12 protein-coding genes and 2 pseudogenes are annotated in these 13,948 nt (G+C 64.4%); 4 read left to right on the forward strand and 10 right to left on the reverse strand.

Annotated features, from left to right (window positions below; genetic code table 11):
• Positions 1 to 29: 29 nt before the first annotated feature.
• The 6 genes from eccB to GGC64_RS28975 all read right to left on the reverse strand — a co-directional run bounded on the left by eccB (position 30) and on the right by GGC64_RS28975 (position 4,876).
• A complete protein-coding gene (eccB, locus tag GGC64_RS28950; RefSeq protein WP_192726042.1) occupies positions 30 to 1,547 on the reverse strand; it encodes a type VII secretion protein EccB in 1,518 nt (505 codons plus the stop codon).
• 43 nt (positions 1,548 to 1,590) lie between these two features.
• Entirely contained in the window at positions 1,591 to 2,448 is an 858-nt protein-coding gene (locus GGC64_RS28955) for an ESX secretion-associated protein EspG (RefSeq protein WP_192726043.1), read from the reverse strand.
• Between the two features lie 98 nt (positions 2,449 to 2,546).
• A complete protein-coding gene (locus tag GGC64_RS28960) occupies positions 2,547 to 2,849 on the reverse strand; it encodes a WXG100 family type VII secretion target (protein ID WP_192726044.1) in 303 nt (100 codons plus the stop codon).
• Between the two features lie 62 nt (positions 2,850 to 2,911).
• Positions 2,912 to 3,247: a WXG100 family type VII secretion target gene (locus GGC64_RS28965; protein WP_192726045.1), complete on the reverse strand. Its 336-nt coding sequence runs from the start codon at positions 3,245 to 3,247 to the stop codon at positions 2,912 to 2,914.
• A gap of 84 nt (positions 3,248 to 3,331) precedes the next feature.
• A complete protein-coding gene (locus GGC64_RS28970) occupies positions 3,332 to 4,555 on the reverse strand; it encodes a PPE family protein (protein WP_192726046.1) in 1,224 nt (407 codons plus the stop codon).
• 15 nt (positions 4,556 to 4,570) lie between these two features.
• Positions 4,571 to 4,876, reverse strand: a complete 306-nt coding sequence (locus GGC64_RS28975; protein ID WP_192726047.1) for a PE domain-containing protein — start codon at positions 4,874 to 4,876, stop codon at positions 4,571 to 4,573.
• A gap of 311 nt (positions 4,877 to 5,187) precedes the next feature.
• Here GGC64_RS28975 and GGC64_RS28980 point away from each other — a divergent pair, with 311 nt between their 5' ends.
• Positions 5,188 to 6,117: an LLM class flavin-dependent oxidoreductase gene (locus tag GGC64_RS28980; protein WP_192726048.1), complete on the forward strand. Its 930-nt coding sequence runs from the start codon at positions 5,188 to 5,190 to the stop codon at positions 6,115 to 6,117.
• A 526-nt stretch (positions 6,118 to 6,643) separates the two neighbouring features.
• On the opposite strand, the pseudogene GGC64_RS34865 reads toward GGC64_RS28980, so the two are convergent.
• Positions 6,644 to 7,145, reverse strand: a pseudogene (locus GGC64_RS34865) (proline racemase family protein); the annotation flags it as partial.
• A gap of 173 nt (positions 7,146 to 7,318) precedes the next feature.
• Here GGC64_RS34865 and GGC64_RS28995 point away from each other — a divergent pair.
• Together GGC64_RS28995 and GGC64_RS29000 are read left to right on the forward strand one after the other, a co-directional pair.
• Positions 7,319 to 8,152 carry a mycofactocin-coupled SDR family oxidoreductase gene (locus GGC64_RS28995; RefSeq protein ID WP_192726051.1) on the forward strand — a complete coding sequence of 278 codons (834 nt, stop codon included), beginning with the start codon at positions 7,319 to 7,321 and terminating at the stop codon, positions 8,150 to 8,152.
• Positions 8,153 to 8,287: 135 nt separating this feature from the next.
• The gene (locus tag GGC64_RS29000) at positions 8,288 to 9,349 is read left to right on the forward strand and encodes a LacI family DNA-binding transcriptional regulator (protein ID WP_192726052.1); all 1,062 of its coding nucleotides are present in this window, start codon (positions 8,288 to 8,290) and stop codon (positions 9,347 to 9,349) included.
• Positions 9,350 to 9,420: 71 nt separating this feature from the next.
• Here GGC64_RS29000 and GGC64_RS29005 read toward each other — a convergent pair whose 3' ends face one another.
• Positions 9,421 to 11,052, reverse strand: coding sequence for an APC family permease (locus GGC64_RS29005; RefSeq protein WP_192726053.1), 1,632 nt, complete (start codon positions 11,050 to 11,052; stop codon positions 9,421 to 9,423).
• Positions 11,053 to 11,501: 449 nt separating this feature from the next.
• Between GGC64_RS29005 and GGC64_RS35385 the strand changes: the two are divergent.
• Positions 11,502 to 11,744 (forward strand): annotated as a pseudogene (locus tag GGC64_RS35385) (heme-binding protein); the annotation flags it as partial.
• Between the two features lie 54 nt (positions 11,745 to 11,798).
• Here the strand turns inward: GGC64_RS35385 and GGC64_RS29015 are convergent.
• Together GGC64_RS29015 and GGC64_RS29020 are read right to left on the reverse strand one after the other, a co-directional pair.
• Positions 11,799 to 12,461, reverse strand: a complete 663-nt coding sequence (locus tag GGC64_RS29015) for a ThuA domain-containing protein (protein WP_192726054.1) — start codon at positions 12,459 to 12,461, stop codon at positions 11,799 to 11,801.
• Positions 12,458 to 13,942, reverse strand: a complete 1,485-nt coding sequence (locus GGC64_RS29020) for an aspartate ammonia-lyase (RefSeq protein ID WP_192726055.1) — start codon at positions 13,940 to 13,942, stop codon at positions 12,458 to 12,460. Before GGC64_RS29020 ends, GGC64_RS29015 begins: the two co-directional genes overlap by 4 nt.
• Positions 13,943 to 13,948: the final 6 nt, after the last annotated feature.

The raw sequence follows: 13,948 nt of genomic DNA on the forward strand, positions 1-13,948 counted from the left end.
CAGTTGCGGCGGCACCGATTGCGTCATTCTCATTGCGGCGCCTGCGTTTTCGTGGGTAATGCCTCGGCCCCACCCACCGGGGTCAGCGAGTCGTGCTGGGTCAGCGCATCGGCTTTGGACAACGCCGCACCGGGGGCGAACGTGCGGATCATCGCCCACGGTGCCTGGCGCGCTGAGGCGGTCGCGATGCCCAGCGGGCGCAGCGTCGCGTCCTCCAGCGCGATGCCGTAGCGCACCCCCTCATCGGAGATCCACCACAGCGAGTCGCGGCTGACCGAGGACGGATCGGCGTTCGTCGTCATCACCAGGTTGGTCGACCCCGGCGCGATGTAAACCTGATCGGCCTCATCGGAATCGGGGTCGTTGCGGCCGTCCTTGACCAGATGGATCAGCCGGTTGTCCGACTCGGCCGGGATCGGTAACCCCTGCCCCGAGAGCACCGCCACCACCGCGGCTTTGTCGGTGGAGCCCTTCGACCACGCCATGCACGTGGTGACGGCCACGGAGGTGTCGACCAGGTGCAGCCGGGTGGCTGGGTAGTAGGACACCGGCAGCGTGTCGACCACCGGGACCGGTGCCAGCCGGTCGGGGGACACCGCGACCGGCGCGACGTCGCCGAACGAGTTGGCCGCCCGCAGCAGCGACGCCACGAACGGCGAAATGCGTTGCACCCCATTGGACAACAGCACGTACAGCGATTCGCCGCCGCCTTGGGCGACGTCGTGCACGCTCAGCACCGAACCGACGACCACGCCGGGTCCCAGGTTGTACGGTGAGGGCGCTCCGGCGTCGGCGATGGCCGGCACCACCAGCGGATCGGTCGCCGGGATGGCGTCATAGAGCGCGTTGGACATCGTGACCGGTTGGGGCGCAGCCGAATCCACGCCCAACGCCAGCGCAACCGACTTGTTGGACAGGTCGATGTCGGAGCGGTGCCCGTCCCACACCACGAACGTTTTGTCGTTGTGGCGCGCCAGGATCGCGTTGGGCATCTGCAGCGGCGCCGACCGCGCCCCCAGCGTCAGCGGCCCGGCGATCGCGGTCACCATCGGGGCGCGCCCGGCCGACGCGGTTGCCGTCGCGCTGGGTGTGGTGTCGCACACCGCCCACTGGGAACCCAGCCCGGTGCGGATCGGCATTTGTGTTGGGGCACCGACGATTCCGACCCACGGCGCCTTGGGGTATTTGTCGAGTTCGGCGGCCTTGACGAACGTCGGGTTGGCGTTCTGCCCCGAAATCAGCCGCGCACTGGTCAGGTTCAGCGCGGGGTGCAACCGCCCGTCGACGAGCACATAGATGGCGCCGGTGTCGCGGTCGGCCAGGATCGCCGACGTGCCGACCTGGCCGGCCGGTTTGATGTAGGCCATCAGCGCCGCCAGCGCGATCGCCACCAGGGTCAGCACGAAGCCCAGGATCAGCGCGGCGATACGCCGCTGCTCGGGGTCGTAGTCCAGCCGAACCCCGTGATGGCTCAACGCCGCAGCGTTGCGCCGGTTCCAGAAATAGTGCGCCGTGACCTGCAGGCGCGACGTCAAATTCAGCGCCACCGCGCCACCCCCGCCGAGGACCCGCCCGCCACTGACCTGACGCTCATGTCAGCTGCGGCACGGCCAGCAGGTCGGCCAGGTCATCACGCAGGCTGGTGGGCGTCGCGGGAAAGACGGCCATCCACTCCCTGCCGTCGGCCGCCGTCGTGGTGGACAGGCTGATCCGCCCGTACTCGGTGTCGGCGACAGTCAGCACCCGCGGGTGCGGGCGCATCTCGGGCACGTGGTCGATGACGATCACGACGGCCATCGCCGAGGTGTCCAAACCGGAGGCCGCCTGCAGCACCTCCACCTCCCACGGGCCCAGCCCCAGCGAACGCAGCGCCGCGGCCATCGCCTCGGGCCCCTTGCCGGCCGCGGCGTGCACCGCCGAGGTCAGCAGGTCCTTGGGCACATTGAAACCCTCGATGTCTGCGGGTGGGTGTTCACCGAAGGCGGGCAACAACATCCGGCACATGTGGGCGATCTGTTTGTCGGTCTCTTCGGCCTCACCCACACCGCCGATGACCATATCGCCGCCGTCGCGGGCGGCCATCGCCAGGAACCGGCGGTGCCGGCAGATCACCATCACCCGCTCGGCCACCGTGGGCCCGGCGGTTTCGGTGGCGGGTCCATCGGGGCGGCGGATCCGCAGCACCACCTCCCGCTCGGGACGGCCCAGCACGGTCATCCAGTCGGCCACGATCGGGTCGACCGCGCCGCGCTCGTCGATCACCCCGGCCTCGACCAGACTCTGGTACTGCGCGGTACGCGCGATCGGTTGACGCCCGGCGGTGGTCTCCACGATCAGGTCGCCGTGTGCTGAGGGGATGTAGGGCTTGAGCTGCAACGCCACTGGCATCGACTCCACGCCGACCAGTGCCTGCAGCACCCAGATGCCCTCGACCGATGTCTGCAACACCGTTGCCTCCCAATGCCTTTCACTCAACACACGCACAAGAGGGGGCCTGCCGAAGTCAGGCCCCCTCTTGAACGGTTGACGCTAACGTTGCCGACTTCTCAGATCGACGTGAAGGACTGGCCGATCGCGCCGTCGGTGGCCTGGCTGTTGCCGGCCGCGGTGTCGATGGCGTTGCCGTGGCGGGCGATGACCTCCTGGCCGTCCTGCACGGCCTGGTGGATCAGGCTCATCACCTGCTGATAGGCCGGCGCGCCCTGGGGGCCGGTGAAGTACTCCGGGGAGGCGTTGACGGCGTTGATCGCTTCCTGCCCCAGCGATTCCAGTTCCTGGGAAAAGCTCATGTGTCCGGAGGCCAGATCGGCCATGCCCGCCAGATTGGCGATGATCGTTTCGTTGTCCATCAGTGAAATCCTTTGTCTCTCAGTTCGATTGGATGACTAGCGCAAGCTCGTGGGGTCCAGATTCACTGGAACTTGATGGCACCGGCGACCTGCTGGTACAGGCTGGAGTTGTCGTGATCGGTGTTGGTGGTGTGCGAACCGGCCTGGCGCAGCGTGTCATTGACCTGCTGGAAGCGATGCTGGATCTTGGTCTGGGCGTCGTGGATCTCTGCACCGGTGGCCACGCTGGTCATCGCGGCGTTGCCGCCCATCGTCTGGTTGGCGATGGATTCCTCGTTGGCGTGCTGGTAGCGGTTGAGCACATCCTGCATGCGCTGCGAGACGTCGTCCATGGTGTTGGCAAGGTTGTGAACATTCGCGGCATTGACCTTGATCGTTCCGCCGCCGGGCTCCGTCATCTGGTGTCTCCCTCGAAATTGGTTGGTAGCTGCTGGATTTCAGTTTAAGAGCCGCGCGGGGCTGCTCTGGACGCTAATTTTCATTCAGATCCGTTGCTGCTCCCCCCTGCTGGGACGCCCGGTGATCTGCATCGCCCGTCCCGGGCGTTGCTCGGAGCGCGACTGCTCACCGTCGCGGCCCAACGCTGCCGGCGGCGCCCCGTACAGCCCGCCGCCGCCCAGTCCGGCCGGGCGGGCCGCCCCGGCCTCTGCTGCCGGGCCGCCGCCCTGCCAGCCGCCGGGCAACGTCGGCGAGGTGGGTGCGGAAAAGCTGCTCGCCGGACGCACGAAGCTGCTCGACAGCGCGGCGTTGCTCAGCGCGCCACCACCGCCGCCGCCCAGCGAGCCCAGCGCTCCGACGCCGCCCAGCCCGGGCCCGATCGCTCCCGCTGCCTCGGGCGCCAGCGCCGCCGCGGCCTGCGCCCCGTTGGCGCTGGTCATCGATTGGGTAAGCGGGCCCAGCATGCCCGACAGCAGCTGCGGTGCCTGCCCCAGCATCTGCGGCAGCTGCCCGCCGACCTGGCTGATCTGACCGAATGAGGAGCCGACCTGGCCGAACACGCCGCCGAGCTGGCCGACCATCGACGACATCATGCCTTCAGAACCCGACCCGCCCTGGACCGTCGCGTCGCCGGCCTGCGTCATCGTTTTCGCGCTGGCCTGCAACGCGCCCTGCGTGCCGTCGGTCGCGGCAGCCTGTGCCACGCCCATCGCCGGGCCCAACGGGTTGGCGGCGTCCGGGGAGAACGGCGCCGGTGTGCCCAGCGCGGCCAGCGCCGTCGACACCACCGATCCGTAGCCGGTGCGCGCGGTCGCGTTCTGGATCCAGAACGCGTGGTACTCGCCCTCCAGCGCGGCGATCTCGCCGGTGTGGATGCCAAAAGCGTTGGTGGCCACCAGCGTTGCCTGGGTGGTGCGGTTGGTCACGACCACCTCGGCCGGGATCATCGACTCCAGCGCGCTGCTGTGCGCCATCGCCACTTCGGAAGCCTGCACCATCGACAGCCGGGCCCACGCCGAGGCCGTCTCGCACAACAGGATGAACTCGTCGGCGCTCATCGTCATCATCTGCCCGCCGGGCCCCTGCCAGGACACCGACGCCGTCGAGTGGACGTTGATCCCCATCGCGGCCATCTCGGCCAGCAGCATGTCGGCGATCGACTCATGGCCCGTGGCGGCATCCAGCAGGCTGGCGCCCAGGTCCCCCGAGCGCATCAACACGTGGTTGGTTGCAGGATCGACCGCAGCCGCGTCCCCGAATCCCGACATACCGCCTTCAGCCGATCAGATCGACAGGGTGGCTTCGTTGATGGCGTCGGTGGCCACGTAGGCCGCCGCACTGGTGCCCACCGTTTCGGCGAACAGCCCGCGCACCATCACCAGCTGCGACAGCATCGCCATCGTCTCGGCGCCGCGCGCACCGAAGGCCGCCGCCGCCGCAGCCGAGGCGTCCTCGGCCCCCGGCGGCAGGATCGCCGTCACCGGGGCGGCCGCACCGGCGCCGGTACCGGCCATCGTGGCCGTTCCGGCGTTTTCGATCGCCGACGCGACGCCCACCGCGGGCGCATTGATCAGCAACGGACTGCTCATCTGATTCCTCCCCAACACACGCTGAGCCTGGACAGAAGGTGTTGTTGATTAGTGTAAGACCTGTAGCCGACTGACCTGTCCGCCTTTTTCTGCTCCCCCGCTGTCGATAAGTGTCACGACAGTGTCGTAATGCAGGGAACAGCGCTTGGGTGTTTTCCTTCGCCCCATGGTGTCTAGTTCTCGACGAGGGCACAACGTGTGAAGTTCTGGGTGCATTGACGACACGGTTCGTGTCTGGCCGTACGTGTCGCCCGCTCGTAGGTTGGCAAGAACTGACGGTCTCGACGTGACGCCACCGGACAAGGAGGGCAATGATTCCCAAGCTCGGCTTCAAGCTCGATGGCCGACCCGCCGAGCACGTCATTCGACTGGCTCGATCGGCCGAACAGGCCGGCTTTGACGAGTTGTGGGTGTGCGAAGACCTCGCTCTGGCAGGCGGTATCGCGCAAGCCGCTGCAGCGCTGGCGGTAACGACCGACATCGTGGTGGGTCTGGGTATCGCACCCGCCGCCGTGCGAAATCCGATGTACCTGGCGATGGAATTCGCTTCAGTCGCGCGTCTTTCGGCTGGCCGCTTCCACGCTGGTATTGGACACGGAATGCCGGCCTGGCTTCGACAGGTCGGACAGCATCCCGACAGCTTGATGGTGTGTCTGGCGGAAGTGTCACAGACTGTCCGAGACTTGCTCAGGGGCGATCTGGTCAGCTACTCGGGGCGACATGTGCGCCTCGATGGGGTCTCGTTGACGCATCCACCAGCTCAGGCTCCCCCGCTTAGCCTCGGAGTGCGCGGCCCGAAGGGCATCGAACTCGCCGGCGAGCTGGGATTCGGAGTGATCCTTGCCGAAGGCTCCCCGCCGGAATATGTAGCCGAGGTTCGCAAGACACTGGGCCCCGACGCTCACATCACCGTCTTCGTCTGGTCGAACCTCGACACCGAAGACGCTGGCCGGGGTGTTGAAGCGCTTTTGCCCATCGTGCAGAACGCACTTCAAAAACCTTACCTCGCTGCGCAATTGGGCAACTTGCAGCAAGCTGACTGCGATCTCGAGGTCGTCAGCCAGCTGACCGTCAGTGGCGATACCTCGGCGTGTGAGGCGGCGATCGCCCGGCTGGCCGCGAGTGGTGCCGACGCCGTGGTCCTGCAGCCGATTCATGGCACGGAGGAACAGCAGATCGAGGCCTTTGGCACGACGGTTCTCCAGAGTCGGGATATCGCGGACATGTCGACCACACGGTAGGTAATCGCTGCGAGGGTTACGCGTGGTAAGCCGAATTCGAGCAGTTGTCGGAGCCGCACCTCGACCAGTCGCGTCCACGTGCAGGTGGGATGCTACTCCAATGCCGACTCGTGATGTCCTGCAAGCGTTCACAGAAGCACTGCGGCGTTGAGTGCTGGTCTCATCGGCGAAGTTGGTGGTGACAGCCTGATTGAGATGGGGAATCCCACTGCGCCAGGGGCTTTCGTTCCGCACGAATGTGCTCGACACACCCGGCATGAATGCTGATACTTGAACGGCCCGTCCCGTCACGTTCTTGCGATCGAAATCGCTTCGCATCATTGATAAATGGATGTACAGGTAAGAGTGTGCGCATCCCCCACCTCAGCCGGCTAGGCCCAACTTGTGCACGATCAATCGTGAGCGTTCACGGGATGATCGGCGGCAGATCGTCCGTGAGGACGCGTAGTGGTGTAGGTGGACTCCGCCCGCTCCGCTGCGCCCACCATTGCAGCTGGCGCACGAGCGCTCGCCGACTCCGATGAGGCAGGCCCTGAGCGTGAAGGACGGCCAGTCGCGCCGAGGTTGCGGTCCCACACGGCGATCGATCTACCCGGCCCGGCGAGACGATCACGGCGTTCCGTGACGTGAGGACGCCATCGACGCGAGAGCGCCCCGGACGAACTCCGTCTGGGTGATGCCTGCAAACTCGTGGTTGAACGGATGGGTAAGCGGAATCTGTTGGGCCGCTGTCATTTTGAGTTTCGACCTAGGTCACGAAGGTCGCGTGCCTCATCCGGCGTCAGTTGAAGGTCCAGCTGGCCCGCCGAAGCCAGCACATAAGCCATACCACCCCAGGCGACGTCGACGGTCAGAGTCGGGTAACCGTCGAGCTTCAGAGGTGCGCCAAGGTGATAGGCGAATGCGGGCTGGTTGACGAATTCGACGCTCGTGACCTTGCCGTCGCGGCACGTGCAGCGGACGCGGATAAGACCGGCAGGCGCCTCCAGCGTCACCTCGGTGACTGGCTCGACCAGCTGATCAGAACCGCGTGATTCGAATAATATATGACATCTCTGGTGCGCTGTATAGTGTTGGTGCACAGTAGGTGATACGATTCACTTACTGTTCGAAATCTACATCCGAGCCTCACACCGGCCCGGCCGACACGTGTTGGGCGACGGCCATTTCCATAGATCGCCTCTGGATTAGGAAACACACCATGGGACAACTTGACGGCAAGGTCGCATTCATCACCGGCGTGGCACGCGGGCAGGGACGCTCGCACGCACTGACACTGGCACGCGAAGGCGCGAGCATCATCGGCGTCGACCTGTGCGCCAAACCAACCACGACGGCCTACGAGGGCGCCACCGAGGAAGATCTGCAGGAGACGGTGCGACTGGTCAAGCAGGCCGGCGCCGACATCGTCGCCGAGGTCGCCGACACTCGCGACTACGATCAGGTCAAAGCGGTTTTCGACCGCGGAATCGAGCAGTTCGGCCGGGTTGACATCGTCATTCCCAACGCCGGGATCTGCTCGGGAGCCAAGACGTGGGAGATCGCCCCCCAGGACTGGCGTGAAATGATCGACATCAACCTCAACGGAGTTTTCCACACTGTCAAAGCTGCGATCCCCACGCTGATCAGCCAACAGCAGGGCGGCAGCATCGTGTTCATCGGTTCAACGGAAGCGCTCAAGGGCGCGGAGAACATCTCGTCGTATGCCGCCTCCAAACACGGGGTGACGGGATTGATGACATCACTAGCACGCGAGTTGGGGCAGTACAGCATTCGCGTGAACTCCGTCAACCCGACGTGCGTGGACACCCACATGATTAACAACGACTTCGTGTACAGCCTGTTCCGTCCTGACCTCGACAAGCCCACCCGTGACGATGTAGTCGGTACCTTCGCCGGCACGCACATCCTGCCGGTTCCGTGGATCGATCCGAGCGACGTCAGCAACGCAATCCTGTATCTGGTCACGGAATCCGGGCGGTATATCACCGCCACCACGCTGGTCATCGACGCCGGTTTCATAGTGAAGTCCTGAGTCGTCGCCTCGCCACGCCCGCCGAGCGCGTAACCGTCGGTTGCGGAAAATGACCTCGCCTTGGGGCTAACCTGCGTGAGGCTGGCCTCGTCGGCTCTCCACTCGAGTCGACCGTCGGATGAACGGAGAGGCGACATGGTGACAATGAAGGATGTCGCCGCCGCAGCCGGGGTGTCGCAAGCATCGGTGTCCTACGCCTACAGCGGATCACCACGCGTGTCTGCCGCTCAACGCGATCGCATCTTCGCCATCGCAGCCGGGCTTGGCTACACCGGCCCCAATATCGCCGGAAGCAGCTTGCGGCTGGGCCGGATTGGCGCGGTCGGGATACTCGTAGCGGGCTCATTGGCGCAGGCGGTCGTAGACCCCTCCACGATGTTGTTGATGAAGGGCATCGTCGAGGTCGGTGAACTCGCCGACGTCGCATTGACCCTGCTGCCGGTCGATCCGCAACCCGGCGCCGACGGCCCGATCAAATCCGCCGTGCTTCGCGGTCTTGTCGACGGCGTGGTGATGCACGCCTTGGCCGACGACCATCCTGTCGTCGACGCGGTACGCGCGCGGATGATCCCCGCCGTGGCGATCGACTCGCCGCGCGTGGCCAATCTGCCCTATGTCACTGTGGATCATCGCGGGGCCGGTGCACAGCAGATGGCCCACGTTCTGGAGTTGGGGCACAAGCGAATCGGCGTGATCACCGACCGTCTCGGCCCCACCGCTTCGCCCGGCTTTCGCTACTGGTCTGACGTCGAATCGTCGAAGGAGACCTATCTTCGGGAGCGGCTGGCCGGGTATCGGCAGGCGACGGCGGCCCACGGCGTCAGTGTCGCTGACGTCGCACTGGTCGAAGCCGCGGGCATTGACATGAACAGTGGCTGCTCCGCAGCCGAGCTACTCATCAGCGAATTCGCCCCGACCGCGATCGTCGCGACCTCCGATGTCCACGGCGTGGCTGCATTGCAAGCCTTGTCAGCGCAGGGCATTGATGTGCCTGGGGCGGTATCCGTCATAGGCTTCGATGACGCGCCCCTCGCGGATCTCGTGGGTCTGACAACGGTGCGCCAGCCGTTGGAGGACAAGGGTCGAACGGCTGCCAAGATCTTGCTGGATCTGATCGCAGGTCAGGCACGCCGACGCTCAATTAAAGCCACCGAATTGATTGTGCGGACGACGACGGGTCCAGCGCCTCAACGCTAGCCGCCGCGCCTCCAACGCAGCATAGCCGCCGGGGATCTGTTGATCCCCGGCGGCTATGGGCTGGTGACGTGTTACTCAGCGGCTGTAGCGGTTTCCCGCTCGACGTCCCTGCGTCCGTGCCTGGCCTGCGCTATCGGCGCAGTCGGTTCGGCCAGCGGCACCTCTTCGGCGTAGGTTGCCATGTCATGTTGCGCCCGATGCTCACGCAGCAGGTTGGCGATGGCGATCGCGTCGCCTTCCGGTGCCGTTGAATGCCGGTATGGCTTGGCGATCAACATGTACGCCAGGCCGACGCCGGCGACGATGAGGAACCCGATCAGCGCGATCCAGCGGTCGTAGAACGCCAGGCTGGTGTCGCCATTGGGACGCGCCAGCACGATCATCGAGAGCACGCCGTAGATGAGTGCACCAACCCCGACGGGCCAGCCCCACTTGCCAAGTGTCCAGGTGCCACCGGGCTTCCAGCCCTTGGTTTTTGCCCGCAGCGAAGCGAGCACCACCATCTGGAATGCGAAGTAACCGGCAAGAATCTGGAAAGCCGCCACGCGGAACAGCGCGTCGGGCAGGAAGTACAGCAGCACGAACAGCACGAACGGAACGACGGTGACGATCAGCAGAGCGTTGAACGGCACCTTGTTGGCCGAGATCTTCTTGAAGACTGCGCTTCCGGGGAACATGTCGTCGCGGGCGAAGGAGAAGATCAGCCGACTGCCTGCCGCTTGCTGCCCCATCACGCAGGCCAGGAACGACGTGAGCGCGACGACGAGGAAGATCTTGGTGCCGACAATGCCGAACGTGGCAGTCAGGATCGCGGTGATCGGGTTGGCCACATCACCGTTGACGATTTCCTGCAGGTTCGGTGCAGCCAGGATGTAGCCCACGAACGCGAACAGCGCAGCGATGCCACCGAGTACGACAGTCAACATCATCGACCGCGGGATCGAGCGGGCCGGGTTCGGCGTCTCCTCGGCGACCTCACCGCACGCCTCGAAACCGTAGAACAGCACCAGTCCGACGATGGCTGCGGTGACGAATGCGCCAAGGTATCCGCCTTCACCGCCGGTGCCGAAGGTGTCGAAGAGAACGGAGAAGCTGTTCTTGCGTGCGAACAACAAGAGATACAGCCCCACCACGATGATGCCGGCCAGTTCCGCGGCCAAGCCCACCTTTGCGATCGTCGCCAGCGTCTTGGACCCAGTTGAGTTGAGTGCCAGGCAGATCAGGATCACCACGGTGGCGACAATGAGCCGCTCGAGCGGAGTGGAGGAGATGTTGGAGTCCGAATGGAACAGTGCCAGAACGAAGTCCGCGCTGAACATCGCTGTCGTCGTACATCCGATGATGACGCCCGCAATGTAGATCCACGACATGATCCAGGCGTACTGCCCATTCCACAGCCGGCGCGCCCATTGGTAGAGCCCACCTGCTATGGGGAACTGCGACACGATCTCACCGAATGTCATGGCGACCAGCAGCTGTCCGCACATGGCGATGACGAGCCACAGAATCGAAGGTGGCCCCGCGGTGGTGAGCGCCTGCGTGAACATCGAGAGCACACCCACCAACGGCGACAGGTACAGGAAGCCGAGCGCGAAGTTCGACCACAGGCCGATCTTGCGTTCGAACTTCTCCTCGTAACCCAACACGCGTAGGTGGGCGTCGTCGCCCGACAGCCGATTCCGCTCACCGTTTGTTATCGACATCTGCTTTCCCTTCACCGCGGATCCTGCACGGCCCGCTGAGTCCGTGTGACTGCAGCCACAGTTGAATTCTGGTCGAATGGTTCGGGCGACAGGCAGACGCAATATGCGCATGCTATTGCGTTAGAATTGCACACATCGCGCGCATGACCGGGCGGCAGTCACCACAGGAGGACATGACTGTGAAGTCGACCGCGAGGCTTCTTCACAATCTGAGCCTTACCCGCCGCGACCCGTCGCCTAGCGTTCGGAGCATGGACGACGGCTCGGATGCCGTGTACTGCAGCGCAGTTACGAACAAGCCCTGACTGACGGCGGTCGCTGGACCTTTCACGGTTTTCGCACCCCGATGTATGGGCGCTCGGCCAGTCCATGGTCCTCGGTGCCGCCGAATCGCACTATCCGCTCGCGATCGCGATCAAATTCGGTCGGCAGCGGGTGTTTCACGCGACCTGCCTGGGTCGTCGGCAACCAATGACGACTGGCTGGACCGGAAGTTTCGCGAGGTCGCTGTTCACATCCGCTCATCGTGGGCGCTCGCGTGCCAGCATCGCGCGGCCGCCGCCGACTACTTCGCCGATTCCGGCTACGACCACCGGAGCATCTCACTAGCCGGCGGGGCCGTGCCGTTGCGAGCGCCGGGATCGCTGATCGGCGCCGAGTCTGGGTTAGCCGGGGAAGACGACCATCGATTCCTCGGCGACGCGTTGCGCCCGCACCTCGCAACGATTTCGACGCGACCTGATCAGCTACGCAGTCCTGGCCGCCCAGGCGATCCCCTGTTTGGTCAGCCTGCGGACGTCCTCGCCCGCAAGATCCACGGGAGCATGCCCGATCGAGTGGTAGAAGACCCGGCCTTTGCCCCATTGGCGGGCCCATGCCACCGGGCTGCGCAGTCCGTCGAACCACGCGAAATGTTCACCGGTGAACGTGGTTTCGGCCAGGACGGTGTTATTGGGGTCGGTGCTCATGTAGTACTGCTCGGACGCGACCTTAAAGTCATTGACTCCCTGGCTCACCGGGTGATCGCGGTTGACGATGGTCACTTGGTAGGGATAGGGATAGCCCTCTCCCGCCGGATGCGCGAGGAAGTCACCTCCCAACATCAAGTGATACCGCAGGCTCGACCTGAAAGCGGCGGCAGCTCCATGCCAGGCCGCGACACCCGTGCCGGCCTCGACTGCTGCCAGCAGGTGATCCTCCTGTGAATCCGACAGATCCTCGGTAGTCAGCGCGTTGTTCCAGCCAAGGATGATGAGGTCGTAGCCACTCAAGTCCCGGTCCAGTGTGAAGATGTCCTGCGACTCCTCAAGATGAAGGTCCAGTTCGCCGACGAGCGCGCGGGTCCATTCGGCGATGTTGTACGGACTGTGGCCGGGCCAACCTCCGTAGAGATACAGCACTTTGGTCATGCGATGGCATCCTTTTCTGGTCCGTGCTCAGCAACGGCCGCCAGTGCAAGCATTTCTCGAGGGCTGACCAAGGATTCCGGCACCAGCAGATCAGCGACCTGGTCGGCGGTCAGCAAGCCGTCTTCGACCACCAGTTCGGGGATCGGTCTGCCGGTTTGCAGAGCGATCTTGGCGATCCGCGCCGACGGCGCGTAGCCGATGTAAGGGCTCAGCGCGGTGATCACCCCGATTGAGTTCGTCACCGAATCATGCAGTCGCGCTTCGTTCGCCGTGATGCCGGTGACGCACCGATCAATCAATGTACGGCAGGCGGTGTTCAGATGGGTCAGGGATTGAAACAGACTGTGGGCGATGATCGGTTCGAACGCGTTGAGCTGAAGCTGGCCGCCTTCGGCCGCCATGCTGATCGTGACGTCGTGGCCAGCGACCTCGAAAGCCACCTGGTTGACGACTTCAGGAATAACGGGATTCACCTTCCCAGGCATGATACTGGAGCCGGATTGTACGGGGGGAAGGTTGATTTCGTTGAACCCCGACCGCGGCCCTGATGACAGCAAGCGCAGATCGTTGCAGATCTTCGATAGCTTGAGAGCGGTGCGTTTGAGCACACCCGATACTTGCACGAATGCCCCGACGTCCTGGGTAGCTTCCACAAGGTCCTGCGCCGTCGACAGCGAGAAGCCGGTGATGGTGTTGAGCCTGTCGCACACCAGCGCGGCGTAACGCGGATGGGCGTTGAGTCCTGTTCCGATCGCGGTGCCGCCGAGGTTGATTTCCGCGACCAGGCGAGACGCCTCGAGCAGTCGCTCGGCATCCTCGGTGACCATGATCGCGTAGGTACCGAATTCCTGCCCCAGTGTCATGGGCACGGCGTCCTGCAGTTGGGTGCGACCCATCTTCAGCACGCTCTTGAACTCTGCCGCCTTCGTCCTGAACGCCGCAGCGACGTCGATCAGTGTTGAGTGCAGCGTGGCGATGTACACCTGCAGAGCGACTTTGATCGCCGTCGGATAAACATCGTTGGTGCTCTGACTGCGGTTGACGTGTTCCAGGGGGTGTAACCGGTCGTAATCGCCACGCACGGCGCCAAGATTCTCCAGCGCGCGGTTAGCGATGACCTCGTTGGCGTTCATGTTGGTAGACGTGCCGGCACCACCCTGGATCACGTCGACGACGAACTGGTCGTGCAGTGCACCGGCGCGGATCTCGGCACACGCAGCGGCGATCGCATCGGCGCGTTGGCGATCGATAAGTCCCAGTTCGCAATTGGTTATCGCGGCGGCCTGCTTCACCGCAGCGATCGCATCGATAAATTCTGGATAGGTCGATAGCGCAATTCCCGAGATCGGAAAGTTCTGCAATGCGCGGGCGGTATGAATTCCGAAGTATGCACTGTGCGGAACCGAGAGCTCCCCTAGTGAGTCACGCTCGGTTCGGTCTGCAACGGCGACGGCAGCGGCGTCGGCAAGTGCTTCAGGCACGGTTAT

It is taken from the genome of Mycobacterium sp. OAS707 (assembly GCF_014873705.1).
Lineage (GTDB): Bacteria > Actinomycetota > Actinomycetes > Mycobacteriales > Mycobacteriaceae > Mycobacterium.